A 24493-nucleotide genomic window follows, 5' to 3' on the forward strand; every position below is an offset into this window, starting at 1 on the left:
GGGTCTCCCCACATTTATTCGTAGCTTACAGTAGGCACCATTTCAGTTTGTGCCAGAGCGAGCTATTTTGCAAGTAACGATTTGCCTGACATTTCTGTAGGTTGTGGAACGCCCAACAACGCGAGCAATGTCGGCGAAAGATCAGCCAGAATTCCGTCTTCGCGCAGCGTCACGCCTTCCTTGGTCACGATGACCGGAACTGGGTACGTACTGTGCGAAGTAATCGGGCGTCCGTCTGGATCCAGCATCAGATCGGCATTGCCGTGGTCAGCCGTAATGACCGCGACGCCACCTTTTGCAGTGATCGCCTCAACCACACGTGCCAGGCATGTGTCTACGGTTTCTACTGCCTTGATAGTCGGCTCCATTTTTCCAGAGTGACCTACCATGTCGCAGTTGGCAAAATTGAGGATGATCGCGTCAAAGTTGTCCGCTTCAATCTCTGCTACCACCGCATCCGTCAGCTCGATCGCACTCATTTCTGGCTGCAAATCGTAAGTCGCGACTTTTGGAGACGGGATGAGAATACGTGTCTCACCAGGAAACTCCTGTTCACGCCCGCCACTAAAGAAGAACGTAACGTGTGGATACTTTTCCGTTTCGGCAATGCGCAACTGCTTGAGACCTTGTTGGGAAAGGACCTCACCGAGCGTATTGTCCAGGTTGGAAGGCTTGTAAGCTACATATCCGCCTACAGACTCAGAGAAATGAGTCAAGCAGACGAAATGCAGATCACGCGGATGGTTCTCTCCCCGATCAAATCCACGGAAATCCTCGTTGGTAAAGGCCTGCGAGATCTGAATCGCACGGTCAGGACGGAAGTTGTAAAAAATGATAGCATCCCCGTCTTGAATCGTAGAAACAGGTGCACCTTGATCGTCAACGATCACCGTTGGCATGACGAATTCGTCCATGATCGACTTCTCGTACGATTCCTTGACTGCCTCGATCGGGTCCTGATAGTGCGGAGCATCTGCGTAAACCATTGCGCGGTATGCTTTTTCGATCCGCTCCCAGCGCTTGTCGCGGTCCATGGCATAATAGCGACCTTGCACCGTAGCAATTTGCCCTACACCGATTTCGGCGATCTTAGCTTGTAGCTGTTCGATGTACCCTACGGCACTGTCTGGCGATACGTCTCGTCCATCCAAAAAGCCATGAATGTAGACGCGATCGTAGTTTTGCTCCTTCGCCATCTCAAGAATCGCGAACAAGTGAGTAATATGGCTATGCACGCCACCGTCGGACAGCAATCCGAACAGATGTAGCTGCTTGTTGTTTTCTTTTACGTGACGGAATGCATCCAGCAAGGTTTCATTTTCAAAAAACTCACCTTCCCGGATCGATTTGGTGATACGGGTCAAATCTTGATAGACTACGCGTCCTGCTCCGATATTGAGATGACCAACCTCAGAGTTGCCCATCTGTCCCTCAGGCAAACCAACCGCGAGCCCGCTCGCTTCCAGAGTTGCATGGGGATAGTGATTCCAGTAACGGTCAAAGTTCGGTTTTTTCGCTTGCGCCACCGCGTTTCCATACGTCTCATTGCGCAGGGCAAAGCCATCTACAATCAGCAACGCAACCGGTTTCGGCCGATGTGCCATCTGTTTCTCCTCCTATTGCTGCGAAGCTCCGTTTACGAGCTGCAAGTAACTATCTGCAACCAAGCTCGCCCCACCAACCAATGCTCCGTCGATATCTGGCTGAGCCATGTAGCTGGCGATGTTCTCCGGTTTGACGCTGCCACCGTATTGAATGCGAACCTGCGCTGCTGTCTCCTGACCAAAACGCTCGGCGATGACCTGACGAACAATCGCGATCGTCTCGTTTGCATCCTCCGCTGTAGAAGACTTACCTGTTCCGATTGCCCAGATCGGCTCGTAGGCAATCACGACGTTCGCGAGCTGTGCTGCTTCCAAGTCAGCCAAAGCGCCTTCTGTCTGTGTACGAACGACGGTAGCAGTCTGGCCCGCTTCCCGCTGCTCCAGGCTTTCTCCTACGCACACGATTGGCAAAAGATCATGCTTCAGGGCAGCCAGCACTTTTTTATTGACGGTCTCATCTGTTTCATTAAAATACTGACGACGTTCGGAATGTCCAAGGATCACATACTTTACACCGATTTCTTTCAGCATGCTCGGGCTGATCTCACCAGTGAATGCACCTTGCTCTTCAAAATGCATGTTTTGTGCGCCCAAGGCGATATCCGTTCCGGCGAAGATCTGACCCAATGCAGGTAGTGCGGTAAAAGGAGCACATACTACCTTTTCCACCCCAGCCTTCGTGCTGCCTGCCTTGGCTTCCTCTGCAAATGCAGAAGCCTCGGCAATCGTTTTGAACATCTTCCAGTTCCCCGCGATAATTGGTGTTCTCAAGAGATCTCCCCCTATTCGTTATCCGCAAGCACCGCTACGCCTGGCAGTTCTTTTCCTTCCATAAATTCTAGGGAAGCACCACCGCCTGTGGAAATGTGCGTCATTTGTTCGGCTACGCCTGCTTTTTCTACGGCTGCAACCGAGTCTCCACCACCGATGATGGTCGTACCAGAGCATTCGGACATCGCCTTCGCTACGCCGATCGTTCCCCCTGCAAAGGCATCCATTTCAAATACGCCCATCGGTCCGTTCCATACAACGGTTTTGGAATCGACAATTACTTGATGGTATTGATCCACGGTTTTAGGACCGATATCGAGTGCCATCCAGCCGTCTGGAATCGCATCGATGCTCACGGTTTGTTTTTCCGCATCCGCAGCAAAACGGTCAGCTACGATGACATCCACTGGCATAAGCAGCTGCACACCGCGTTCTTTCGCCTGTGCCATCAGCGTGCGCGCCAAATCCAGTTTGTCTTCCTCACACAAAGAAGCACCGATGCCATAACCCTGCGCTTTGAGGAACGTATTTGCCATTCCGCCACCGATGATCAAATGATCGACCTTGGTTAGCAAATTTTCGATGACTGCTATTTTATCTTTGACCTTCGCACCGCCGACAATCGCCGTGAACGGACGCTCTGGACGAGAAAGAGCTCCACCCATAAAGCGGATTTCTTTTTCCATCAAGAGTCCTGCCACAGCCGGTATGTAATCTGCGATTCCCGCTGTAGAGGCATGTGCGCGATGCGCTGTTCCAAAAGCATCGTTCACAAACAAATCAGCAAGTGCTGCAAAGCTTTTCGCGAGTTCTGGATCGTTCTTTTCTTCTCCCGCATGGAAGCGTACGTTTTCCAACAGGATGACGTCTCCTGCCTCCATCTTCTTCACTGCCTCTTCCACTTCTGCACCGATGGAATCATCCAGCTTCTTTACGTCTTTGCCCAGAAGGGTAGTCAAATGGGCAGCGACCGGGGTCAGACGCATCTCTTCCACTACTTGCCCTTTAGGACGGCCAAAATGGCTTGCCAGGATTACTTTTGCCCCTGCTTCCACCAGGAATCGAATGGTCGGCACGGCAGCACGGATGCGCGTATCATCGGTGATAATCCCGTCCTGCATTGGCACGTTGAAGTCGACTCGGCAGAAAACGCTTTTGCCTGCCAGCTCAACATCGCGGATAGATTTCTTGTTCATGAACGATCCTCCCAAATCATTGGCTTTTTATTCGGAAAAAAGATATGGGAAAAGGGAGATTGCTCTCCCTTTTTTTCCACAACACTTCTATTTTACGTGTTAGAAGCCGCGCTGCGCAACATAATGACACAAGTCTACGACACGATTTGAGTAACCCCACTCATTATCGTACCAAGAGACTACTTTTACCATGTTTCCTTCTAGGACCATAGTAGAGAGTGCATCAATGGTAGAGGATGCTGGGTTGCCATTATAGTCGGAGGATACCAGTGGAGCTTCGGAATAGCCCAGGATGCCTTTGAGTGGACCCTCAGCTGCTTCTTTCAACGCTTGGTTCAATTCATCAACGGAAACGTCCGTTTTCAGCTCAGCTACCAGGTCGACTACCGATACGTTTGGAGTTGGTACGCGCATAGCGAAACCGTTCAGTTTGCCTTTCAGCTCAGGCAGGACGAGTGCAACTGCTTTTGCCGCCCCAGTCGAGGTAGGAATGATATTCTCTGCTGCTGCACGGGCACGACGCAAGTCTTTGTGTGGCAGATCGAGAATTTGCTGGTCGTTGGTATAGGAGTGAACGGTCGTCATCAAGCCGCGCACGATGCCGAATTTGTCGTTCAATACTTTAGCAAAAGGAGCCAAGCAGTTCGTAGTGCAAGAAGCGTTGGAAATCACGGTGTGTGCAGCAGGATCGTATTTGTCTTCGTTTACGCCCATTACTACGGTAATATCTTCGTTGGTAGCTGGTGCGGAAATGATAACTTTTTTCGCTCCGCCTTCCAGATGCTTCGCTGCGTCTTCACGTTTGGTGAAACGACCAGTGGATTCTACGACGATCTCCACGCCGTATTCTGCCCATTTCAGTTGTGCAGGATCACGCTCAGCGAGTACCTTGATTTCTTTTCCGCCCACGATCAGCGTATTTTCGCCAGCTTCTACATCCAGATCAAGAACACCGTGAACGGTATCGTATTTCAACAGATGCGCCAGTGTTTGCGCGTCCGTCAGGTCATTCACTGCGACAATTTCTACATTCGGATTGCTCAGTGCTGCACGAAATACGTTACGACCAATGCGACCAAAACCGTTAATACCAACCTTTACCATAGTAATACCTCCTGCTTATATCGCTTTTTTATTAGAAAGTAATCCCCCTTCCGTCGAAAAGGTACGGGAGGAGAATATCGTGACAATCGGCAACAGTAAGGAAAAGAACAGAAACGGCAATGTCTGTGCTGTTGATACGCCCAGCGTAATCGCCATCACCATCGCCAGCCCATTCCAAGGAATCAGGACCGGCATAACCAGTGTGGTATCCATCATCGTTTTTCCTAAAAGCTCACGGCCATTGCTCAGCTTTGAGAAACGAGCGAGGAGCGTAGAGCCTAGCACGAGAATCGGGATGGTTTGATTACAGCTGATGATGACGACCAATAGAGACAAAGCAGCTGCCTTTGCTACCAAGACTGCTCTATTGTTTGTATTGCCCATCATTTTTTCGACGATGGGGGTCAAGAGATTAGCCTTATTTAAAATTCCATTCAAGAAGCCAGCCAAAATGATCAGCAGCAACACACTGAGGATCGATACCATTCCGCCACCGTGTACCAGCTCATCCAGTGATGTACCGGAATGTAGCTCGTAACCGGTGAGCACGGAAGTAACGAATGTACGCACATCGATCGATGTCGTCAGCAAGACCAGAATGGCACTGGCTACGATTCCGTAGAGCAAGGCCGTAACCGCCTTTACTCGAAAGGAAAAGGAGGCAATCAGTACAATCAACGGAAGCATCAGCAGCCAGCTAATGGAGTAGTGACTTGCCAATAGCTCCTGAAACATCCCAATCGTGTCACTCGAGCCTGACTGTGTACGAAACAGGTCGAAAATGAGAAACAGCACGGCGCAAATCCCGGCGGTCAACAACGCTGGACGGCGGGTCTGCCTATCCTGAGCTTCTGTCATTCCGACGTTGGCCAAAACGAGCAAACGACTACTCGAAATGGGCGAAAAACGCTCGCCGACCATCGCACCGGATATCAGTGCGCCAGCCACCATTCCAGCTGGGATGTCAGCCGCGTGGGCGATTCCCATCAAGGACAATCCGATGGTGCTCAAGGTTCCTACCGACGTACCGAGCAGATAACTGACTCCGGCTGTCATAAGAAAGGCTAGAACCAGCAGATAGCTCACATTGACGATGGAAAGCCCGTAGTAAATGATGGCGGGAATCGTACCTCCCATCATCAACAGGGGAATCAAGAGACCCACGAGAAACAGGATCATCAGCACAGGCTTTGTCTGTTTGACGCCATCCCAGCCAAATGCGAATTGCTGCTTCCAAGAATATCCGAGCCTTTTTACACTAACCAGTGTGACCAAGATCGCGAAAACAATCCCCAGCGCGAGCGGAAATCCGATCGTCAAGCTGAGCACGATACCTGCGATCAGCGAGAGAATCGGGAGCATCGCTGCCATAGGCATTCCAATCAACTTCCTTCCTACTTACAGTCATGTGGATAACAGAGACCTGGCAGCCCCTTCATCCGTGATAAGTACATTCTGACACGACTGCTTGGCAAAGGAAAGAATCGCTTTTGCTTTGCTCTCGCCCCCCGCAATGGAGAGCACCGTTTCCGCTTTATGCACTTCTTCTAGCTGCAAACCGATGGTCGGCATGCGATGGACCGTTTCTCCTGCTTCATTAAAGTAGTAACCAAATGCTTCGGATACTGCCCCAGTGGCATCGAGCTCCTGGAGCTCTTCTTCGGAGTAGTTACGCCTTCTCGCCATCGTGATCGCGTCACCGATACCATGCAAGACAATCCGCGTGTCGCGCAGGAGCGTGAGGACATCCTGTACTTGTGGCTCCTTGACCAATGTCTGCAAGGCTTCTGGATGGAGACGATCCGGTACGTGTAGCAGACGGTAGGAAGCTCCCGTCTTGGCCGCCATCGCGGAGGCAAGCGTATTGGCCTGCAGCTCCACTCGTTCTCCTAATCCGCCACGCGCAGGTACAAATTGTACGGTGCGAAACGCTGCAGATGGAGACAGATGTTTGGCTACACTAGCAATAGAAGAGCCTCCTGTCACAGCGACGATGTCGCCTTCTTGTACGACCTGCTTGAGGACACGTGCCCCTACGCGTCCCAGCTCCTCCTTGACCCACGGTGATAGGTCAGCATTGCCTTGAACGACGATGACTTCCGCGATACCGAGCTTTTGTTGCAGGCGTTCAGCCAGATCTGTCAGACCAAACAATTCACCTACCAAAGGCTCCATATCGTCCAGCACACGAATTCCCTCGTCACTGAGACTCATGCCAGCCGCGGTCACATGTAGCAGCCCGGTTTCCTTTAACAGGTCTACCTCCGCTCGCAAAATCCGCTCGGTGGTATTCATGGCTTGAGCCAACCCCCTGCGTCCAATCGGCTGCAGATGATAGATCGAGCGCAGTAGCATGTACCGCTCACGCAACACCTGAATCAAGTCGGGCACCAGCTTTTGTTGCAACTCCAGTAATCGGCGCATGTACCTTCTTCCTTGCTTGAGTAGATGTATGAATCGGATTTTTGATCGGGACTTATTTTGTCCCTCTATATACATTTTATGTCCCGGTCGATGCAAAAAAAAGAAACTTCACTTACAACACGAATGTAGCATAATTGTTAGAAACTTGCAAGACCTCCCCATGCCCATGGCGAGGGGAGAGTGCTTACCTGTTTACTCGACTGATCAGCTCCTGCCTGAGCTCCGGGAACGTCACTACGTGCGAGATGGAGCGAAACACGATTTCTCCGTCGATCTCGACAACCGGAATCACCAGCATCATTTCCTCGTGAAGAGATGGATTACTCTCAATATCAACCACCTGCAAACGAAGGGGGAGCTCCTCCGCCAAAGCGCGGATCATGAGCTCCACCTCGTCGCACAGATGACATTTTTTCCTTCCATAGAGGACTATGTCAAACGCCCTTTCATTTCCCAACCACTAAAACCTCTTTCGTTTCGCCGAGGACGGAATCATCATTTCTTCCCGATATTTCGCAACCGTACGGCGAGATATTTCAATACCCTCACTCTGCAGCATTTCTCCGAGCTTTTGATCAGACAGCGGTGCTTTCCGATCCTCCTGTTCGATCAGAGCCTTGATCCTACGCTTGACGCTCTCCGATGAAGTCGATTCTCCATTGGAGGTGGAAAGTGCGGAGGTAAAGAAATACTTCAGCTCGAAAATACCCCGTGGCGTCTGAACGTATTTGTTGCTCGTTGCCCGGCTGATGGTGGATTCGTGCAGGTTTACCCGTTCAGCGATTTCCTTTTGCGTCATCGGCTTGAGATAATGGACGCCGCGATCGAAAAAGTCTTGCTGCATTTCCACGATGGCCTGCGTCACTCGCATCAGCGTCAATCTGCGTTGCTCCAAACTTTTCGCCAGCCACATCGCTGCATTGAGCTTTTCATGGATAAATTGCTTGGCTTCTTCCTGACTCTTTTGCTGGCTCAACATTTTTTCGTAAAAGCTGTTGATCTTCAAGCGTGGCGTGGCAATGTCATTGACTAGGACGACATACTCGTTCCCTACTTTTTCTACGGCCACATCCGGAATGACATAACGCGTCTCTACACGGGAATACGCTGCACCTGGACGTGGATTTAGGGTACGAACCAGATCTGCCATCGTCTGTACATCCTGTGGCGTACATCCCACTTTATCAGCAATACGTTGATAGCGTTTATCCGCCAGGTCCTGCAGATGGAAGCGCACCACTTGCACAATCTTTTCATCATCGAGTGCCAGATGCTCCAGCTGCAGCAGCAAACATTCCTCCAGACTACGCGCTGCCACACCTACCGGGTCAAAATGCTGCAAAACGGACAGCACATCTTCAATCTCTAGCAGCTCTGCCCCCAGCTTTTCGCCCGCTTCCTCAAGTGTGACTTCCAGATAGCCCTTTTCATCCAGGTTCCCAATCAAAAACAGGGCAATCTTTCTTTGCAGCGGTGAAAATCCTTTTACATACCCTAGTTGGCTCTCCAGATGCTCATACAAGGTATCCGCACCTTGCTGAACATAATCAAGAGGATTGTAAGTGCTTTCATTTTTGGATACAGTGTACTCGCCAGATGCCCGATTCCCTACAATTTCCTTCCAGTCGATTTCCGGTGTCGGCTTTTCCGCTTTTGCCGTGGCAATTTCACGAGGTGCTTCCAGATCAATGACCGGGTTCTCGTTTGCCTGCTCCTGCAAGTAGGAAATCAGATCGATGGCGGAATACTGCAATATGGTAATTGCCTGACGCAACTCTGGCGTCATCACTAACTTCAGCGTCTGTTCTTGAAACAATCCAAGTCCCATGTTCATGAAGCTCGCCCCTTTCCTCTCCCGCACTTCCTCTTGCTGTTCTTTCTCGTCTATATAGCCATTATATTCGTTCTCTCTTGCAATTTTCCTGCCAATAATTGATTACCTAGCGGAAAAAAGTGACCTTTTGATAAAAGGTCACTTTCGCATCGTGCTGCTGCCTATTCTTGACGGCTCCGATACAGCAGGTACATAAAAAAGGGAGCTCCAATTGCCGCCGTAAATACACCAGCAGGAACATCCAGCGGTACAAAAAGAGTACGGGCTGCCAAATCCGCAAGCAAGACAAAGATTCCGCCTAACAGAGCAGACGATGGCAGCAATGCTCCATACGAGGAGCCAACCAGCTTGCGTGCCATATGAGGAGCCATGAGCCCGACGAAACCAATTCCGCCTGCGATCCCGACTGCCGCTGCCGCTAGCGCTACACTGACCGCAATCAAGAGAAGTCGTTTCTTCTCTACTCGTACCCCCACGCCTTTCGCGACATCATCTCCCAGCTCCTGAGCATTGAGTGTCCGAGCTTGGCTCAAGGTAATGAGCAGAAAGCCGATGATCCACGGCAATAGCGCAAACACATGATCCCAAGAAGTTCCGTATACCGTTCCCGACATCCAGCCGAGTGCCTGGGAAGCCAAATACAACGGCCCTGAAATCATGAAGTAAACAGATAGCGCACCCATCGCCGTTGAGATCGAGACCCCGATCAGGGCAAAGCGAAACGGGGACAGTCCTCTTTTCCAGGCTGTCACATACGTCAGGGATGCCGCAAAGAACCCACCGACCAGCGCTACCAAAGGCAACCAGTGAATGCTGTAGGCTCCATTGGAAAAGGCAATAAACGCTACCGCCGCTGCTGTCGCTCCGTTTGTCGTGCCGATCAGATCAGGCGAAGCCAACGGATTGCGGACCAGTGCTTGCAAAATGGCACCCGAGACAGCCAAGGCCGCTCCCACCATTACCGATACCAATATTCGGGGCAAACGTAAATTGACCACGACGAGCTGATAAGTGCTATCGCCCATTCCGACCAACGATTTCAACACTTCTGACACGGGTATGCGAATGCTTCCCAGTCCAATGCTTGTGACAATCACGCCGACCAACAGCGCAATCAACAAACAGAGAATCGTGATGGAGCGTACATCCAACTGAAACGAATACACTGGCTTTTGACTGCGAACGATTGTATACCTACTCATGCGCCCTCCTTCTCACAATGGCAATGACAAATGGCACGCCAATCACAGCCGTCGCCACCCCCACGGGAACCTCCTCCGGCATCAGCAAGAATCGTGAGACTAGATCAGCTAATAAGAGAAATATACCTCCTAGCACGACGCTGTACGGAATGACCCAGCGATGGTCAAAGCCAACCAGGTAGCGACAGATGTGCGGAATCATAATTCCCACAAAGCCGATGGGGCCTGTCAGTGCAACAGAGCCACCTGCGAGGAGCACAACCACCAGCACGATCCCTGCCTTGACCCAGACGATTTTTTGCCCCAGGCTTTTTGCGACATCATCGCCGAGCGCCATCAGATTGAGAGATCCTGCCAGCAATATTGCACAGATCCAGCCACCCACCAAATACGGGATGATCATCTGTGCATGGCGTAAATCCCTTCCTGACACAGATCCTACCAACCAATAGAGCGCTTCTTCCATCGTTTTGTTGTCGATGAGCATAAAGAGAGAGGTAAGCGAGGATGCGAATGCGGCAACGGCCGCTCCAGCCAATGTAACCTTTAGGGGAGACATGCCCCCTCGCCCGGCAGACCCTAGCATGTACACAATCATGGCCGTCAAGCCCGCTCCCAAAAACCCGACCCACATCAATTGGGAAAAGGAAAACATTGACCCAAACAAAAACAAGGCGATGACAATCATAAATGCCGCTCCGGAATTGATTCCAAACACAGAGGGAGAAGCCAAAGGATTACGCGTCAAGGCTTGTAACAGAACGCCTGCAACCGCCAGGCTACCTCCGACGAATGCAGCCGTAATGGCACGAGGTACTCTCGTATGCTGAATAATGAGGTGCTCATTGCTGCCGGTAAAGCTGGTATACGCTTCGATCGCAGTCGTAATCCGAAAATTTTGAATGCCGTATAGCACGCTAGCGACCATCGCTATACCCAAAAGGATGACTCCTATGATCAGGACAGCCGACTTTTGAAAGCGGCTGCGCAAAAGAGATTCCACGGCTGTTCCCTACCTTCTCCAATTACATTTTTTTCATTGTAAGCTGTTTTTTTGGGAGTAGTCAATGAAAATGATTATTATTATCAAATAATCGTTGACAAGACATTTCCTTAATTATACAGTATGTCTTGAATAAATGATAATGAATATCAATTTCAGGAGGTCTTTCATCATGCTTGCCTATCGTAAGCCAGCATTTCAGGCACTCTGCTCCGTCGGTTTATCTCTCATGCTGCTCGTTACAGGTTGCGGCGGTGGCGGTCAAAACGCCACGAATAATCAACCAGCGCCAGCACAGACTCCCCCTACTCCATCCTCTAACGACAACAGCGGTGAAGTACGGAAAATCAAACATGCGATGGGAGAAACCGAGATCAAAGGGAATATCGAACGTGTCGTCATTCTCACCAACGAAGGCACGGAGGCGCTACTCAGCCTCGGCGTCAAACCTGTAGGTGCAGTCAAATCTTGGCAAGGTGAACCATGGTACAACCACATCAAGGACAAAATGCAAGGGGTCACGGATCTCGGTGAGGAAACACAGCCCAACATCGAGCTGATCGCCAGTCTGAAACCGGATCTGATCATCGGAAACAAGGTACGCCAAGAGAAGATTTATTCCCAGCTCTCCTCCATCGCGCCTACCGTCTTTGCCGCAGACTTGACTGGCGACTGGAAAATCAACTTCCAGCTGTACGCAGAAACACTCAACAAAAAGGCAGAAGGCGATGCACTCATGGCATCGTTTGACAAACGAGTGGAAGAAGCCAAAGTCAAGCTAGGCGATAAGACCAAGACCAAGGTCTCCATCGTTCGCTTCCTCCCAGGGAAAGTTCGTCTTTATATGAAAGATACGTTTGCGGGCGTGCTGTTCAACCAGCTCGGATTTGCCCGTCCAGCTTCCCAAGATAAAGACGAATTCATGCTAGTGATCGCCAAAGAACAAATGACAGAAGCAGACGGCGATGTCCTGTTCTACTGGGTCTCCGACTACGATGATAAAGCCGCGGCTGCCAATCGCGACGAATGGGTCAACGATCCTCTCTGGAAAAACCTCAGTGTGGTGAAAAACAATCAGGTATTTCAGGTAGATGAAGTCATCTGGAATACCGGCGGCGGTTTGTTGTCTGCCAATCTGTTACTCGACGAGATCGTGAAGCACTTCACCAAATAAAAAGCGATGCCAAGAAGCAAAGCAAGAAGGGCAGTCGTCTTGACGCGGCTGCCCCATCCTTTCTTTACATGAGTTCACCCTCACGAAAAAATTGAACCAAAAGCAGGTTTTTTGTTTGCATTTGGCTCGTTAAATGACTTATAATAGGTAAGTATCGCTTTTCCATACTGCACGCCTGTAGCTCAGTGGATAGAGCAATGGTCTCCGGAACCATGTGCGGGGGTTCGATTCCCTTCAGGCGTACCATAGAACTTGAGAGAAGACTGGATGATTCCAGTCTTCTTTTGTTTTACTCCCCTTACTAAGCCACCTCTACTGATTGATATCTGCGAAAATCTTTTCGATGTCTTTGACCATCAGGTTCGCCGCAATGATTCCACCCGAAGAGTTCCAGATTGCCTCGTTTACTTGATAGGTACGATTCTTCTTGGTCACATCCATATTTTGAGCAAGCGGATCACTGAGCCATTCTTTTACTGTCTGGGTCGCTCCATCGTCCCCTTCACGATCGGATGCAAAGTAGAAGAAAACATCCCCGTCGAGTACAGCCATCTGCTCTTTTGCTATATCCGCAGTGAATTCATCCTTGTTCTGTGCTTCCGGTCGTGCAAAGCCGATCTTTTCGAGGATGACACCGGCAAAGTTGTTTTTGTAATAGACTCTTACTTTGCCAGGCTGGAATCGAGCCAATGATACTTGCATCTTGGTTTTGTCCCCGAGCTTTGTCTTCGCTTCGTCTATGTTTTTATGAAAAGCTTTAAGTACAGCTGCACCTTCTGCTTCTTTGTTCACTGCCTTTGCATACAGCTCAAAGTTTTCAATCATACTGTCACCCAGATTTTCTGTAAACACGGTGGGCGCAATCGACAAAAGCTGGGAATAGATTTTCTCCTGACGCACCTTTGTACCGAGGATCAAATCCGGCTTCAGGCTGGCGATCAGCTCCATATTGGGCTGAGTTTCATCCCCGACAACTTCCACGCCACCCATTTGATCTTTGATATGGTCAAACCACGGTTCACCGATCCAGGATTTCACAGCCCCTACCGGTTTGATTCCCAATGCCAGCAAGCTCTCTGTCCCTTGGTTGGTCAACACGACGATTCGCTGGGGGGTTCCTGTAATTTTTGTCTCCCCCATAGCATGTGTAATGGTTCTCGCTTCTTCAGCGGCTGGCGTTGTACTATCCGTAGCTGCTGGCGTTTGAGTTGCATTGGTTGCAGGTGCTGCAGTTTGACTGCCGCATGCCGATACGAGCAAGGACAGCATCATGAGCATGAGCAGTACGATTTTTCCTTTGGTAAACAATGAAATACCCTCCCTAACCATCTTTTTCACTAAAAATGAATATCATTATCAATGAAAAGTTTTAAAAAAAAATAGACCTATATACGGTATTGGCTGCCTCCTTACCTATTCTCCCGATGCGCATGCGGCAGATCAAATGTTACAATTGTAACACTAATATAGATTTCTCTCTTTTTCAAATGATTTCACGCAAATCAGAGGGAAAATAGACAAACGAAAGGATTTGTCACTTTCACATGGAAATCCAAGGAAATCGATCCCAACAATCACGAGAATGGATCATCCTCGCCCTCTTGCAATTAATGGAATTTACTCCCTACTCGCAACTGTCCATCACAGAGATCGCTCGTAAAGCGGGGCTTGCACGGCAGACGTTTTATCGCAACTATCAGGATAAAGATGATATCTTGTTTGATTACTTGTGCCAGCTGTATGCGAAATTTTGGTTGCTTACCGACGAGCACGAAGTCTTTCATGAGGAGAGATTCATTACCCTTTTTCGCATGTGGAAGGAACAAGCCCCCCCTTCTCTACTGACCAACATCAGCAATCGGGATCGTAAAATTAGACAAATCATCTTTCGGAGCCTCGAATACTCTATTCAGGAGCTATCCCGGACTCAATCGATGGAACATAAGGAGACACCCACAGAAGGGCTGTACTACTATGCACATCGATCTCTGTCCTCCACCCTCCATGTCCTGCTGATTGAGTGGACGTTGCACCAGTTTCGGGAGACACCAGAAGAGATGGGGCGACTCGCCTATCAAATGACAAGCTCCATGCGCGCACTGTTGTAGCATGGAAAAAGCCTGCAGCTTTTGTTAACCATTCGGCCGCAGGCTTTTCTATATGGTTTTGGCTATTGATCCAGTTCTTTTTGCGCCATTTCGTTGCTTGGTATCGGATCGATTTGCTCAGGTTTGCGGGAGTATGCTTTATTCGTGACCCAGATTGTGCTCCCGATAATGATAACGAATGTAATGACCACCGCTATAATAAAACCCGTAGTCATCCATATTCCCCCCTGTAACTTTTAATCTCTTCATTATAACGGATTTGGTCTCTTCAGAAAGGCATTTATTCTGCCAATCTCGTGAGTTTCAACACGATCCAGTTCATTCCACCATTTGCGATAGGAAATATACCTGCCCGCCGCGAATAGTACGACTACATACTCCAATGGCGAGGCAGGGAATAAAACAATGGCCAAGCTCACATCCCCTATTCCGTGGAAAAAGAAGCGATCCAAAAAAGAAGCGTCTTCCCAACTGCTGTCTAATCAGCTCCTTCGCGCGTTTTTCCACAATACGACGGATGCGATTTCTTTCAGTGACATGGATAACAATCTCATCCTCGTCAACCAAGCATTTGAACATTACTATGGGTGGACGCACGAAGAAATGAAAGAAACACCTTTTTGTTTTATTCCTACCGAATTCATCCGTGAATCTCAGCAATTATTCGATGCCGTCCGTACAATGGGCATACACCTCACCAACTACGAAACCATCCGTCAGCGCAAGGATGGCACCATTCTAGATGTCAACTTGACGATAGCCCCCGTATGCGATGAAAACGGTACGGTCATTGGCTCCTCTTGTATCGCACGGGATATTTCTGATCGCAAGAGGGCCGAGGAAGCACTCAGAAAAAGCGAGACGAAGTACCGTCTTTTGATCGATCACACACAAGATGTCGTCACGATCTACAATACGTCCATGGAGCGCATCTACATTTCGACCTCTGTTGAAGAGCATTTGGGGTACTCTGCCGAAGACTTCCATCCTCCCAGTCGTCTGCAGCTCATTCATCCCGAAGACCTGCCTATTTTACACGCCTATCATCAGAAAATATTGGCCACTAAGCAGCACGTCCAATTTGAAACCCGCTCGCTCAACAAGGATGGCTCTTCGGTAACGTTTGAGACCAGAGGCATACCCATTTTGAATGAGAGAGGCCAAGTCGAGAATATCATGTTTGTCTCACGCAATGTTATGGAACGGAAATCTTCTGAAGCAGCCTTGCTCAAAAGCGAAGGGATCAACAGAATTATCGCCGAGTACACGGACGATCTCATCATGATTACCAACGCTGCGGGTGACGTCATCTATATATCCCCTTCCCATGAGCGAGTCATTGGACGAGACAAACCCATGTCACAGGTCACCCTGGATGACGTCCATCCCGATGATCGCCATCTTGTCATCAAGCATTTTCAGCATTTGATTCTGTCACAAAAACCTGGGACTTGTGAATTTCGCTTTCAGTGCGCCAACGGCAAGTGGATCGTACTTGAGTCGAAAGGCGTTCCCATTATGACGAAGCAAGGTGAATGTGATGGATTTATCGTGGTGTCCCGTGATATCACTGAGCGTAGGCATAACGAAGAACTGCTGCGCAAAGCAGAAAAGCTCTCCTTGATCGGTGAACTGGCCGCAGGGATTGCCCATGAAATTCGCAACCCGCTGACTTCTTTAAAAGGCTTTATCCAGCTGCTCTCCCCCTCCTTGCAAGACAACAAATTGTACGCCGACATTATGCTATCCGAGCTGGAGCGGATCAATTTCATCGTCAGTGAACTACTGGTTCTATCCAAACCACAAAATTTGCAAATCAAGTCACTTTCACTCGTCGTCCTGCTGCAAAATGTATTAGCCTTACTAGCTTCAGAAGCCAACCTAAAAAACATCCGCTTCCAGACCTCGTTTGGAAAATGTCCGAACATCGCCGGCGAGGAGAATCAGTTGAAGCAGGTCTTTATCAATGTCATCAAGAACTCCATCGAAGCCATTTCTGAAAACGGCGAAATACGCATCTCCACCCGTATGCTCCCCAACCGCCAAGTACTCGTAAGGCTGGCAGACAATGGATGCGGCGTATCGGAAGAATACATTGCCAAGTTGGGAGAGCCGTTCTTCACGACTAAAGAAAAAGGAACAGGTCTCGGGCTGATGATCAGCAGCAAAATCATCAAAGACCACAACGGCAGCTTTCAAATCACCAGCAAGAAAAACAAAGGGACTGTCGTCAAAATCACGTTGCCGATTGCCGAGGATCAAATTGGGTCATCCTAATGGGGTACGATGCCACAGGTTATGGGAGGTGTCACATGGATTTGACCAAGATGAGCACAAGTGAATTTGTCGCCAAGATCCACGAGGCCCAGGCAAAGGATCTCAAGAACAAGCAGCATCAGGGATACAATCACCCTGAACAGCGCTTGCCCAGCAAGCAACGCGTCTAAGACAAAAGCCCACCCGGGAGCATGCTCCATCGGGTGGGCTTTTCACTTGCATGGTTATTGCGGATCTTGCTTGTTCAGATTGCGGTCACGCTCAGACTTTTGGTTCTGGCTCTTTTGCGTCTTGCTGCTGTGACCTTTGTTGCCGCCATTTTGGGTATTGCGATTGTTTGACATGCTGATCCCTTCCTTTACGCCAAAGGTGGTGATGCCAAACGTAGTATGTCCCAAATGGTCATGGCTAACAGACTCTTACTTCGCTTCGCCGATGAATACTTTTTGTCCGTTCTCGTACTTGTACACATACACGGAAGCAAATGTGTTATCACCTTTGTCGTCGAACGTCACGTTAACGAATTTTCCTTTGAAGTCTTTTGTTTTGTGAACAGCATCCAGTACTTGCTCACGAGATGGCTTTTTGCCGCCGTTTGCTTTGATCGCTTCTTCCAGACCATTCAGCATTACACCCATGGAATCATAACCGAAAGAAGTAAAGATCCCTACTTTGTTGCCAGTAGAGCTTTCGAAGTCGGAGATCCATTTCTTCCCATCTTCGGTTGCTCCTACGTCACCTACAGTGGAAGTGAACACAACGTTGTTCGCATTGTCGGCACCTGCGATTTTCACCATGTCTGCAGAGTCGTAGCCGTCTCCACCCATGAAGATTCCTTTGTAGCCTTTTTCACGAGCTTGTTTTACGATAATACCTGCGTCTGAGTAGTATCCGCCAAAGTAGACCATTTCAGGATTCGCTGCAACGATTTGGTTGATAACCGCGCTGTAGTCTTTTTCGCCAGCAGTTACGCCCTCAAAGCCTACGATTTGTACGCCGTCTTTTTCAAATTGCTTCTTCACTTCTTCAGCCAGACCTTGACCATATGCTTGCTTGTCATGCATCAGGTAAGCTGTTTTGATATTCAGCTGGTTTTTCGCGTAAATGGCAGCTTTCGAGCCTTGTTGGTCGTCACGCGCACAAATGCGGTGTACGATCTTCTTGCCTTGCTCGGTCAGGTCGGAACCTGTAGCGGATGGGGAAACCATCACCAATTTTTCTTGATCGTATTGAGCCGCTGCCGTAATGGAAGCACCCGTCGTCGCATGACCCACTACGCCTACTACGTCTGGGTTGGAAATCAGCATTTGTGCTACTGCCACCCCTTGTTTCGGGTCAGCTTGGTCATCCTGTGCGGAAAGCTGTACATCAAAGCCCAGCTTTTTAAATGCTTCTTGCTTTTCTTTCAAAGCGTATTCTGCACCGGCTTTAGCCGTGCTACCGTAATCAGAGTACTGACCGGACATTGGACCTACTACACCGATCACCAGCTTTTCCAAAGAGCCTCCTGCTGCGCCCCCGGTGCCACCACTTTGCTCCGTTTTACCGTTTTGTTGTGGAGCGGCACCTTGTCCTCCTCCACATCCTGCGAGAAGTGATCCCAACGCAAAAGTAGCTGCGAGAATTGACAGTGTCTTCTGTTTTTTCATAGCATTCATCCCCCTCTTTATTTACGAACAAACTATGAACTACTACTACATTGTAAAATAAATTAGAAAATTTGCAACAGAAATAACAATTTTTCTATTTCATATGATTTTAATTTATATATACAAATGAAAATAGCCGCATCCGCAGAGGATACGACCATTTTTCTGGAAAATAATATCTACTCTTTGTATTTTTGGGAATACGCTTTGCAGATAATGTAAATGGCCACAGCCACAAAGCCGATGATCATAGCTACGCTGGCAAACGTAGTACCTAGCATAGTTGGTTCTCCTCTCCGTTGCGCGGGCATTGCCTCTATTATACGAGATGCAAAGAGACAACGACAACGGATGAATCATCCAGAGTGTACCTTTCCTTACGATTTGATTTCGATCGTGAGGTTGTAAGTCAATTTCTTCGCATCATAGCTTACTTTTGCACCCAGCTCCTGAGCGATATACACGAGGGGAACTAACACAGCGCCTGTAGTTACACGCGGAGCATACGGGACTCTCGCTTCCTTGCCGTTTTTGTAGGCAAACGTACTGTTTTGGTACATACGCAGCGCATATTTACTGTCTTTTGCGACTAGAAGAGACTCGCTCATGGTATCCCAAGCAGCAGAACCTCCGAGTGCAATCGCCAATGTACTTGCATTTACGTACGCTACCCCATTTTCCGTTACGATGTCTTGAGGAAAAGGAAGCTCCTTGCCGTTCAGGTTGACTGTGATCTTTTGCTGCTGTACAGGAGCAGATTGGGCAAAAGCGGCGGTTGCTGCGACACTGCCAGTCAATAGAGCTGCGGTGAGCAACATGGTGGAAACTTTGCGTTGAATCATGATAAACACTCCTTATTCACTATGAAATTACTTCCAATTTTGTAACTTTCGACACATATGTGCTTATTCCTTTTTTCATACCCATTCTTTTCCTATGTAGAAGAAGTGCCGTTGATGCCCAAACTATGACTAACAGACGTCATGAACGAAATTTTTCTCGGGCAAAAATAATATCCCACGAACAAATGTTTTTGTGCACAACCTGTTGATAAGTCTGTGGATAACTTATAAGAGCGAGGTAGTCATGGCAGAAGAACGTTTTTTCCTGATCTATCAAGAAGCAAGTGACGAAGAATGCCTGCTGACCATCCAGCCCTACAAAGACCACCAGTCGCTGGCCGAAGCCATCAATCAGCTGCAGACCAAGCAAGTCGACGAGTACACCATCATCCAGGGAAAAAAGATGACGGCAACGCTTCGTCTCGCGGTAGAGCTGACTGAGGCAGAAGAACAAGAATAAATGTTTTCTTTTGGCAATAGGTTTAAGGGTAGAGAAGATGGCAAACATGGTAGGGAAGGCTTGCAGTTAAGTGTTTGACCTTCATTGACCTTTTGTGTATGATATTCTTACAAAGAGAGGAGGAAGACTAGATGCACATGAATTTGATCCCTACTGTCATTGAACAGACCAACCGCGGTGAACGTGCTTATGATATTTATTCGCGCCTGCTCAAGGACCGCATCATCTTTCTGGGGACCCCCATTAACGACACGGTAGCGAATATTGTGGTGGCCCAGTTGTTGTTCCTTCAGGCGGAAGATCCAGACAAAGATATTTCTCTGTACATCAATAGCCCTGGCGGTTCCATTACAGCCGGTATGGCCATTTACGATACGATGAATTTCATCAAGCCTGCTGTCTCCACGATTTGTATCGGTATGGCAGCTTCGATGGGTGCCTTCTTGCTGGCAGCCGGAGAAAAAGGCAAGCGTTTTGCGCTTCCTAACAGTGAAGTGATGATCCACCAACCACTTGGTGGTGCTCAGGGTCAAGCGAGCGACATCGAAATCGCCGCAAAACGCATCCTGAAAATGCGTGACCACTTGAACCGTATCCTGGCTGAGCGTACCGGACAGCCTCTGGAGCGCATCGAGAAAGATACGGATCGCGACAACTTCCTCAGTGCCGCTGATGCTGTGGAATACGGACTGATCGATAAAGTGATCACTTCTGAGCCTTCATCGAAAAAGTAACATCTATAGAATGAAAAGAACACCCGACCACATTGGCCGGGTGTTTTGTTGTTTTACTATCGGAACTTCTACTATTCAGCTGGGATATATGCGTATCCCGTGCGAATGGCATAACCGTAATCCGGTCTACCCTTTTCCTCTGCGATTCGGCTAGCCTGCTCCCAATCGTAGGGCAGACTGACTTGCTCGACCTTCCAGCCGTGCTTTGTGTGCCACAAAATAGCGTATTTGGCGTGTGGAGACATCGATTCCATGACGTGGGGAAAGGGTGCATCCTCGAAATAAGCGGGAAAGCCTACGCTGCCGGGATTGATCACGAGCTTCCCATCTGGTAGCTGCACACTCTTTGGCAAGTGCGTATGACCACAGACAATGATGTCTTGCGGTGTAGACTGTAGCTGCTGCGTGACAGCAGAAAGGCTTTTCCCCACCGCTCCGCTGTCGATGACCTCCTCCAACAAATACTCTTCATCAGAGAAGGGAGTTCCGTGACAAAAGAGGATGTCCTCGTACACCCATGTTTTCCGAAAGGTCCGGATCCATTCCAGGTGATCGGAGGTGAGCAATGGCTTCACTTGCTGAAACGTGAGCGACTCGCTCTCTTCCTGCAGCAAGATTCGATCGCAGTTTCCCATGATCGAAATGATATTGGGATTCGCCATTAGCCGCTCTGCAGTTTCCAGAGGTGCAATGGGGCCGAATAAGACGTCTCCCAGATTCACGATGGTGTCGATGCCTCTTTCGGCAATATCGGACAGAACGACATCGAGCGCAAATACGTTACTGTGCACATCTGACAAAACAGCAATCCCTTTGATCGACATTATTCAACGGCCGCCTTCTTCACAGACTTCACTTCGTATAGGTCACCTTCTGAACTTACGATATATTCAGGCTTTTGCTTGCCCAGGTTTGCTTTGTGGCCTGCGATATGGGCATCACTCTTTTCCCATTGCTTCCAGTGTGCCTCTGACTCCCAACGAACGATGACCATGACCTCTTCGTCGCCACGAATCACTTTTTTTACGAGAACCGTAGAGTCAATGAATCCTTCCTGCTTTTCAATGATCCCTTCCCCACTGAAGCGACTTACGATCTTATCTGCATTCCCTGCCGTTACTACCGTTTTTCGAACTTGTACAAACACACTGGCACCCTCCCCGATACGTATCTTCTTACCTATCATTATAATTGATAGTGATTATCAGTGTCAAATTTGAGCCTGCTGGCTATCAAGCAATAACAGGCTGAGCAAAAGAACATAGAAAAACCGAACGCTCATTGGGGAACTACCCGCTGTTCGCTCGGTTTGGTTTGCTGTCAGAGCTCTCGCTTTTCCTCCAGTTGACCCACTTCTACCCTCAAACTGCTGGCAGGATTTCGTTCCGTATGGATGCGTGCAGTCTGCGTGGACTCATCCAATTCGTCTATCCATACGTTATCTCCCTTGTAATGGACAACGATTTTTTCGGCGGAGCGGACAATCTCCTGTGCACGTGTCAGATCCATTCTGGTTCCCTCCTTATCAAGTCTCAGTGATCGTCAAGAGCTTGCTTGGCTGCACTCGCTCCCGTCATTGTATCGACGCTCGTCTCCTCGATCAGTCCGTTTTGGTCCGAGACAATTCCTCCACCCAAACCTTCGTTGATCATGCGGTCAATGTCCATGTCAAAGCAGTCACGGCCTTCGTTGCATGTGTCGCGGTTGTTGCTCATTTTTGTTCCCCCTTGTCATGTTTTACATGGATTAGCATTTCCCAAGGGGGCAAATTCGTCCCTACCAAAAAAAGACACCTCCCGCCGGGGAAAGTGTCTTTGACTTCCTTCTATTCTTCCTTGCTTACTAGCTTGGCAAGGCTCGTAACTGCCTGGGAGGCATCCGGCCCTTCTGCCAAAATGGTTATTTCCGTTCCAGAACTGATTGCGAGGCTCATGATGCCCATGATGCTTTTTGCATTTACTTTTTTGTTTTCTTTTTCCACGAATACTTCAGAAGCAAAACGGTTGGCCTCTTGTACAAAAAAGGCTGCCGGACGTGCCTGCAAACCGGTTTTCAATTGAACCACTACCTGCTGTTGAACCATGAATGGACCTCCTTACTCTAGAGACTATTATCCCTTAGTATATCATGCATCTACATCGAAATATTTTGTTTTTCTCGTAATTTGTCAGCGATTTCGTTAATTTTTCGCAGGCGGTGATTGACTCCCGATTTGCTGACAACTCCGCTCGGCAACATCTCACCCAATTCTTTCAAGTTAATATCGGGGTGAGCTACCCTGAGCTCAGCTACTTCACGCAGTCGCTTAGGCAAGTTTTCCAGGCCCATTTCCTGATCAATGAGCTGAATATTTTCCAGTTGCTGCGTGGCTGCGTTCACCGTCTTATTAATGTTGGCGATTTCACAGTTGTGCAAACGGTTCACTGAGTTGCGCATATCCTTGACGATCCGTACGTCCTCGAAGTAGAGCAAGGCCTGGTGAGCTCCTATCAAACTCAGGAACTCTGTAATCTTTTCGCCTTCTTTAATATAGAGAACATACCCTTTTTTCCGCTCGATGCACTTGGCATTTAGTTTATACCGATTGGCGATCTTGGTCAATGCCTCACAGAAATCCTGATAGGCCGTAAAAATCTCCAAATGATAGCTGGATGCTTCCGGATGATTGACAGAGCCGCCTGCCAAAAAGGCGCCACGTAGATAAGCGCCACGGCAGCACGATTTTTTCACGATGTCTGGAGCGACACCCGATAGAAACGAAAGACTTTGATCCATAATCCCCAAGTCTTGCAAAATTTCATTTGCTTTATTCGGGATTCTTACGATGTAGACGTTATTTTTCTTCAACCGCATTTTTTTCCGGACCAAAAGTTCGGCGTGAATTTGAAACAACCTCTTGATCAAGGTGTAAATCCGTCTCGCAATCGCCGCGTTTTCCGTAGTGACATCGAGCACTAACCGCCCGGCTCCGAACTGTAGGCTGCCATTCATGCGGATCAAAGCAGACAGTTCCGCCTTACTACAACAGTCAGCGCCCTCCTGCATCGTTAATTCCTTTTTGGTATGCGCGGCGAATGACATCGACCTTCACTCCTTCTCTATCTTCAGCACCTTTCGCCTGCGCTTGATGAGCGCTACTACCTGCTTGCTCACCTCAAGCGCATCGTGTCGCAGGTAACCATCCTCAAATGTAACCAGCGGCTTCGCCACAATGTGGAGCCCCAGTTGTCGCAACTTTTTCAGGTCACATGGGACAGGAGCTGCTCCCTTTTCCGCGTATTTCTCCAACACGTGGGTAGGCAGCTCTGCTGAATTGACAATGATCGTATCTAAAAATGGTCCATCGACGTGCTCATACATAACATTTACATGCCGCGAAGCAGAAAATCCGTCCGTTTCTCCGGGCTGTGTCATGACATTACAAATGTAGATTTTGGGTGCTGCTGAGCTTTTAATGGCGTCGAACAGCCCTCGCACCAACAAATTGGGCAGGATACTTGTGTACAAGCTACCAGGCCCAATCAGGATGGCATCTGCTTCAGCAATCGCTGTCAATGCATCACCGAGCGGGACTGCATCCTCCGGGTCGAGGAACACACGCTTGATTTCCTTGCCCGTCAACGGTATTTGCGATTCCCCCATAACGAGAGAGCCATCTGCCATTTCGGCTACAAGTCGAATGGACTGTGTAGACGCGGGCAATACATCCCCCCGAACGGCTAATACTCCGCTCAATGTCTTGACGGCCGTGACAAAGTCACCTGTTATTTCGTTCATCGCTGCAAGTAGTAGATTTCCCAAATTATGTCCAGCTAATCCAGTCCCCGTGGAAAAACGATATTGCATCACTTTTTCCATCAGCGGCTCCGTATCAGCCAACGCTGTCAAGACATTGCGAATATCCCCGGGAGGGAGCATATCCATTTCCTCACGCAGTCGTCCAGAGCTTCCTCCGTCATCAGCAACTGTAACGATCGCGGTAATATGCACAGGCTCGTGTTTCAACCCACGTAATAAAACGGACAGACCCGTTCCTCCGCCGATTACAACAAGACGCAACTGCCTTGCTTGCAGCCTCCCCATTCCCTTAGTCGGCATATTTCACCTCATT

The 24493-nt window shown here is 49.0% G+C and carries 27 protein-coding genes and 1 tRNA gene; 7 read left to right on the top strand and 21 right to left on the bottom strand.

Annotation, left to right across the window (positions count from 1 at the left end; translation table 11 throughout):
- Positions 1-62 precede the first annotated feature (62 nt).
- The 10 genes from gpmI to AN963_RS15945 form a co-directional block, all read right to left on the bottom strand.
- Positions 63-1604 carry a 2,3-bisphosphoglycerate-independent phosphoglycerate mutase gene (gpmI, locus tag AN963_RS15900; protein ID WP_055745524.1) on the bottom strand — a complete coding sequence of 514 codons (1542 nt, stop codon included), beginning with the start codon at positions 1602-1604 and terminating at the stop codon, positions 63-65.
- A gap of 12 nt (positions 1605-1616) precedes the next feature.
- Complete coding sequence (gene tpiA / locus AN963_RS15905) at positions 1617-2375, bottom strand: triose-phosphate isomerase (RefSeq protein WP_055745525.1); 759 nt, start codon at positions 2373-2375, stop codon at positions 1617-1619.
- An 11-nt stretch (positions 2376-2386) separates the two neighbouring features.
- Entirely contained in the window at positions 2387-3571 is a 1185-nt protein-coding gene (locus tag AN963_RS15910) for a phosphoglycerate kinase (RefSeq protein ID WP_055745526.1), read from the bottom strand.
- A gap of 99 nt (positions 3572-3670) precedes the next feature.
- Positions 3671-4675 carry a type I glyceraldehyde-3-phosphate dehydrogenase gene (gene gap / locus AN963_RS15915; RefSeq protein ID WP_055745527.1) on the bottom strand — a complete coding sequence of 335 codons (1005 nt, stop codon included), beginning with the start codon at positions 4673-4675 and terminating at the stop codon, positions 3671-3673.
- 15 nt (positions 4676-4690) lie between these two features.
- On the bottom strand, positions 4691-6052 hold the full coding sequence (locus AN963_RS15920) for a Na+/H+ antiporter NhaC family protein (RefSeq protein ID WP_055745528.1): 1362 nt from the start codon (positions 6050-6052) through the stop codon (positions 4691-4693).
- Positions 6053-6079: 27 nt separating this feature from the next.
- Complete coding sequence (locus tag AN963_RS15925; protein ID WP_055745529.1) at positions 6080-7099, bottom strand: sugar-binding transcriptional regulator; 1020 nt, start codon at positions 7097-7099, stop codon at positions 6080-6082.
- A gap of 184 nt (positions 7100-7283) precedes the next feature.
- Positions 7284-7556, bottom strand: a complete 273-nt coding sequence (locus tag AN963_RS15930) for a glutaredoxin family protein (protein ID WP_055745530.1) — start codon at positions 7554-7556, stop codon at positions 7284-7286.
- A gap of 3 nt (positions 7557-7559) precedes the next feature.
- A complete protein-coding gene (gene rpoN / locus AN963_RS15935; RefSeq protein WP_055745531.1) occupies positions 7560-8933 on the bottom strand; it encodes an RNA polymerase factor sigma-54 in 1374 nt (457 codons plus the stop codon).
- A gap of 161 nt (positions 8934-9094) precedes the next feature.
- A complete protein-coding gene (locus AN963_RS15940; protein WP_055745532.1) occupies positions 9095-10135 on the bottom strand; it encodes a FecCD family ABC transporter permease in 1041 nt (346 codons plus the stop codon).
- On the bottom strand, positions 10128-11138 hold the full coding sequence (locus AN963_RS15945; RefSeq protein WP_055745533.1) for a FecCD family ABC transporter permease: 1011 nt from the start codon (positions 11136-11138) through the stop codon (positions 10128-10130). Before AN963_RS15945 ends, AN963_RS15940 begins: the two co-directional genes overlap by 8 nt.
- 172 nt (positions 11139-11310) lie before the next feature.
- On the opposite strand from AN963_RS15945, the gene AN963_RS15950 reads away from it, so the two are divergent.
- Both AN963_RS15950 and AN963_RS15955 read left to right on the top strand, forming a co-directional pair.
- On the top strand, positions 11311-12312 hold the full coding sequence (locus tag AN963_RS15950; protein ID WP_055745534.1) for an ABC transporter substrate-binding protein: 1002 nt from the start codon (positions 11311-11313) through the stop codon (positions 12310-12312).
- Between the two features lie 171 nt (positions 12313-12483).
- Positions 12484-12558: transfer RNA gene (locus AN963_RS15955), tRNA-Arg, on the top strand.
- Between the two features lie 66 nt (positions 12559-12624).
- Here AN963_RS15955 and AN963_RS15960 read toward each other — a convergent pair.
- Positions 12625-13620, bottom strand: coding sequence for an ABC transporter substrate-binding protein (locus AN963_RS15960; protein ID WP_330218839.1), 996 nt, complete (start codon positions 13618-13620; stop codon positions 12625-12627).
- A gap of 236 nt (positions 13621-13856) precedes the next feature.
- On the opposite strand from AN963_RS15960, the gene AN963_RS15965 reads away from it, so the two are divergent.
- Positions 13857-14420 (top strand): TetR/AcrR family transcriptional regulator, encoded by a 564-nt coding sequence (locus tag AN963_RS15965; RefSeq protein WP_055745536.1) that lies wholly within the window; start codon positions 13857-13859, stop codon positions 14418-14420.
- A 62-nt stretch (positions 14421-14482) separates the two neighbouring features.
- On the opposite strand, the gene AN963_RS31530 is transcribed toward AN963_RS15965, so the two are convergent.
- Positions 14483-14635: a hypothetical protein gene (locus tag AN963_RS31530; protein ID WP_169791927.1), complete on the bottom strand. Its 153-nt coding sequence runs from the start codon at positions 14633-14635 to the stop codon at positions 14483-14485.
- A gap of 190 nt (positions 14636-14825) precedes the next feature.
- On the opposite strand from AN963_RS31530, the gene AN963_RS15970 reads away from it, so the two are divergent.
- The gene (locus AN963_RS15970; protein WP_055745537.1) at positions 14826-16697 is read left to right on the top strand and encodes a PAS domain S-box protein; all 1872 of its coding nucleotides are present in this window, start codon (positions 14826-14828) and stop codon (positions 16695-16697) included.
- Between the two features lie 35 nt (positions 16698-16732).
- Complete coding sequence (locus AN963_RS30390; protein WP_083496958.1) at positions 16733-16867, top strand: DUF4023 domain-containing protein; 135 nt, start codon at positions 16733-16735, stop codon at positions 16865-16867.
- Between the two features lie 249 nt (positions 16868-17116).
- Here the strand turns inward: AN963_RS30390 and AN963_RS15975 are convergent, their stop codons facing one another.
- A complete protein-coding gene (locus tag AN963_RS15975) occupies positions 17117-18346 on the bottom strand; it encodes a branched-chain amino acid ABC transporter substrate-binding protein (protein ID WP_055745538.1) in 1230 nt (409 codons plus the stop codon).
- A 377-nt stretch (positions 18347-18723) separates the two neighbouring features.
- Positions 18724-19188, bottom strand: a complete 465-nt coding sequence (locus AN963_RS15980; protein WP_236707997.1) for a copper amine oxidase N-terminal domain-containing protein — start codon at positions 19186-19188, stop codon at positions 18724-18726.
- Positions 19189-19432: 244 nt separating this feature from the next.
- Between AN963_RS15980 and AN963_RS15985 the strand changes: the two genes are divergently transcribed.
- A complete protein-coding gene (locus AN963_RS15985; protein ID WP_055745539.1) occupies positions 19433-19648 on the top strand; it encodes a hypothetical protein in 216 nt (71 codons plus the stop codon).
- 137 nt (positions 19649-19785) lie between these two features.
- Positions 19786-20382, top strand: a complete 597-nt coding sequence (clpP, locus tag AN963_RS15990; RefSeq protein ID WP_055746336.1) for an ATP-dependent Clp endopeptidase proteolytic subunit ClpP — start codon at positions 19786-19788, stop codon at positions 20380-20382.
- Positions 20383-20453: 71 nt separating this feature from the next.
- Here the strand turns inward: clpP and AN963_RS15995 are convergent, their stop codons facing one another.
- From AN963_RS15995 to AN963_RS16025, 7 genes are all read right to left on the bottom strand, one after another.
- Positions 20454-21206: a metallophosphoesterase family protein gene (locus AN963_RS15995; protein ID WP_055745540.1), complete on the bottom strand. Its 753-nt coding sequence runs from the start codon at positions 21204-21206 to the stop codon at positions 20454-20456.
- On the bottom strand, positions 21206-21529 hold the full coding sequence (locus AN963_RS16000) for an antibiotic biosynthesis monooxygenase (RefSeq protein ID WP_055745541.1): 324 nt from the start codon (positions 21527-21529) through the stop codon (positions 21206-21208). Before AN963_RS16000 ends, AN963_RS15995 begins: the two co-directional genes overlap by 1 nt.
- Positions 21530-21702: 173 nt before the next feature.
- Positions 21703-21891, bottom strand: a complete 189-nt coding sequence (locus tag AN963_RS16005) for an H-type small acid-soluble spore protein (RefSeq protein ID WP_055745542.1) — start codon at positions 21889-21891, stop codon at positions 21703-21705.
- Positions 21892-21914: 23 nt separating this feature from the next.
- Positions 21915-22097 (bottom strand): hypothetical protein, encoded by a 183-nt coding sequence (locus AN963_RS16010; RefSeq protein ID WP_055745543.1) that lies wholly within the window; start codon positions 22095-22097, stop codon positions 21915-21917.
- A gap of 110 nt (positions 22098-22207) precedes the next feature.
- The gene (locus AN963_RS16015; RefSeq protein ID WP_055745544.1) at positions 22208-22465 is read right to left on the bottom strand and encodes an HPr family phosphocarrier protein; all 258 of its coding nucleotides are present in this window, start codon (positions 22463-22465) and stop codon (positions 22208-22210) included.
- Between the two features lie 50 nt (positions 22466-22515).
- The gene (gene whiA, locus AN963_RS16020; RefSeq protein WP_055745545.1) at positions 22516-23463 is read right to left on the bottom strand and encodes a DNA-binding protein WhiA; all 948 of its coding nucleotides are present in this window, start codon (positions 23461-23463) and stop codon (positions 22516-22518) included.
- A 6-nt stretch (positions 23464-23469) separates the two neighbouring features.
- Positions 23470-24480, bottom strand: coding sequence for a gluconeogenesis factor YvcK family protein (locus AN963_RS16025; RefSeq protein WP_055745546.1), 1011 nt, complete (start codon positions 24478-24480; stop codon positions 23470-23472).
- Positions 24481-24493: the final 13 nt, after the last annotated feature.

The sequence above is a fragment of the Brevibacillus choshinensis genome (genome assembly GCF_001420695.1).
Classification (GTDB): Bacteria; Bacillota; Bacilli; order Brevibacillales; family Brevibacillaceae; genus Brevibacillus; species Brevibacillus choshinensis.

What these genes read in the sequence shown, in the direction of transcription:
- AN963_RS15920 (WP_055745528.1), bottom strand. Translation starts at nt 6,052, where the DNA reads ATGCCTATGGCAGCGATGCTCCCGATTCTCTCGCTGATCGCAGGTATC.
- AN963_RS15995 (WP_055745540.1), bottom strand. Translation starts at nt 21,206, where the DNA reads ATGTCGATCAAAGGGATTGCTGTTTTGTCAGATGTGCACAGTAACGTA.
- AN963_RS15925 (WP_055745529.1), bottom strand. Translation starts at nt 7,099, where the DNA reads ATGCGCCGATTACTGGAGTTGCAACAAAAGCTGGTGCCCGACTTGATT.
- AN963_RS31530 (WP_169791927.1), bottom strand. Translation starts at nt 14,635, where the DNA reads ATGACTACGGGTTTTATTATAGCGGTGGTCATTACATTCGTTATCATT.
- AN963_RS15985 (WP_055745539.1), top strand. Translation starts at nt 19,433, where the DNA reads ATGGCAGAAGAACGTTTTTTCCTGATCTATCAAGAAGCAAGTGACGAA.
- AN963_RS15965 (WP_055745536.1), top strand. Translation starts at nt 13,857, where the DNA reads ATGGAAATCCAAGGAAATCGATCCCAACAATCACGAGAATGGATCATC.
- gpmI (WP_055745524.1), bottom strand. Translation starts at nt 1,604, where the DNA reads ATGGCACATCGGCCGAAACCGGTTGCGTTGCTGATTGTAGATGGCTTT.
- AN963_RS16025 (WP_055745546.1), bottom strand. Translation starts at nt 24,480, where the DNA reads ATGCCGACTAAGGGAATGGGGAGGCTGCAAGCAAGGCAGTTGCGTCTT.
- AN963_RS16010 (WP_055745543.1), bottom strand. Translation starts at nt 22,097, where the DNA reads ATGAGCAACAACCGCGACACATGCAACGAAGGCCGTGACTGCTTTGAC.
- AN963_RS15940 (WP_055745532.1), bottom strand. Translation starts at nt 10,135, where the DNA reads ATGAGTAGGTATACAATCGTTCGCAGTCAAAAGCCAGTGTATTCGTTT.
- gap (WP_055745527.1), bottom strand. Translation starts at nt 4,675, where the DNA reads ATGGTAAAGGTTGGTATTAACGGTTTTGGTCGCATTGGTCGTAACGTA.
- AN963_RS16015 (WP_055745544.1), bottom strand. Translation starts at nt 22,465, where the DNA reads ATGGTTCAACAGCAGGTAGTGGTTCAATTGAAAACCGGTTTGCAGGCA.
- whiA (WP_055745545.1), bottom strand. Translation starts at nt 23,463, where the DNA reads ATGTCATTCGCCGCGCATACCAAAAAGGAATTAACGATGCAGGAGGGC.
- clpP (WP_055746336.1), top strand. Translation starts at nt 19,786, where the DNA reads ATGAATTTGATCCCTACTGTCATTGAACAGACCAACCGCGGTGAACGT.
- AN963_RS15975 (WP_055745538.1), bottom strand. Translation starts at nt 18,346, where the DNA reads ATGAAAAAACAGAAGACACTGTCAATTCTCGCAGCTACTTTTGCGTTG.
- AN963_RS16005 (WP_055745542.1), bottom strand. Translation starts at nt 21,891, where the DNA reads ATGGATCTGACACGTGCACAGGAGATTGTCCGCTCCGCCGAAAAAATC.
- AN963_RS15950 (WP_055745534.1), top strand. Translation starts at nt 11,311, where the DNA reads ATGCTTGCCTATCGTAAGCCAGCATTTCAGGCACTCTGCTCCGTCGGT.
- AN963_RS30390 (WP_083496958.1), top strand. Translation starts at nt 16,733, where the DNA reads ATGGATTTGACCAAGATGAGCACAAGTGAATTTGTCGCCAAGATCCAC.
- AN963_RS15970 (WP_055745537.1), top strand. Translation starts at nt 14,826, where the DNA reads ATGGCCAAGCTCACATCCCCTATTCCGTGGAAAAAGAAGCGATCCAAA.
- AN963_RS15980 (WP_236707997.1), bottom strand. Translation starts at nt 19,188, where the DNA reads ATGATTCAACGCAAAGTTTCCACCATGTTGCTCACCGCAGCTCTATTG.
- AN963_RS15910 (WP_055745526.1), bottom strand. Translation starts at nt 3,571, where the DNA reads ATGAACAAGAAATCTATCCGCGATGTTGAGCTGGCAGGCAAAAGCGTT.
- rpoN (WP_055745531.1), bottom strand. Translation starts at nt 8,933, where the DNA reads ATGAACATGGGACTTGGATTGTTTCAAGAACAGACGCTGAAGTTAGTG.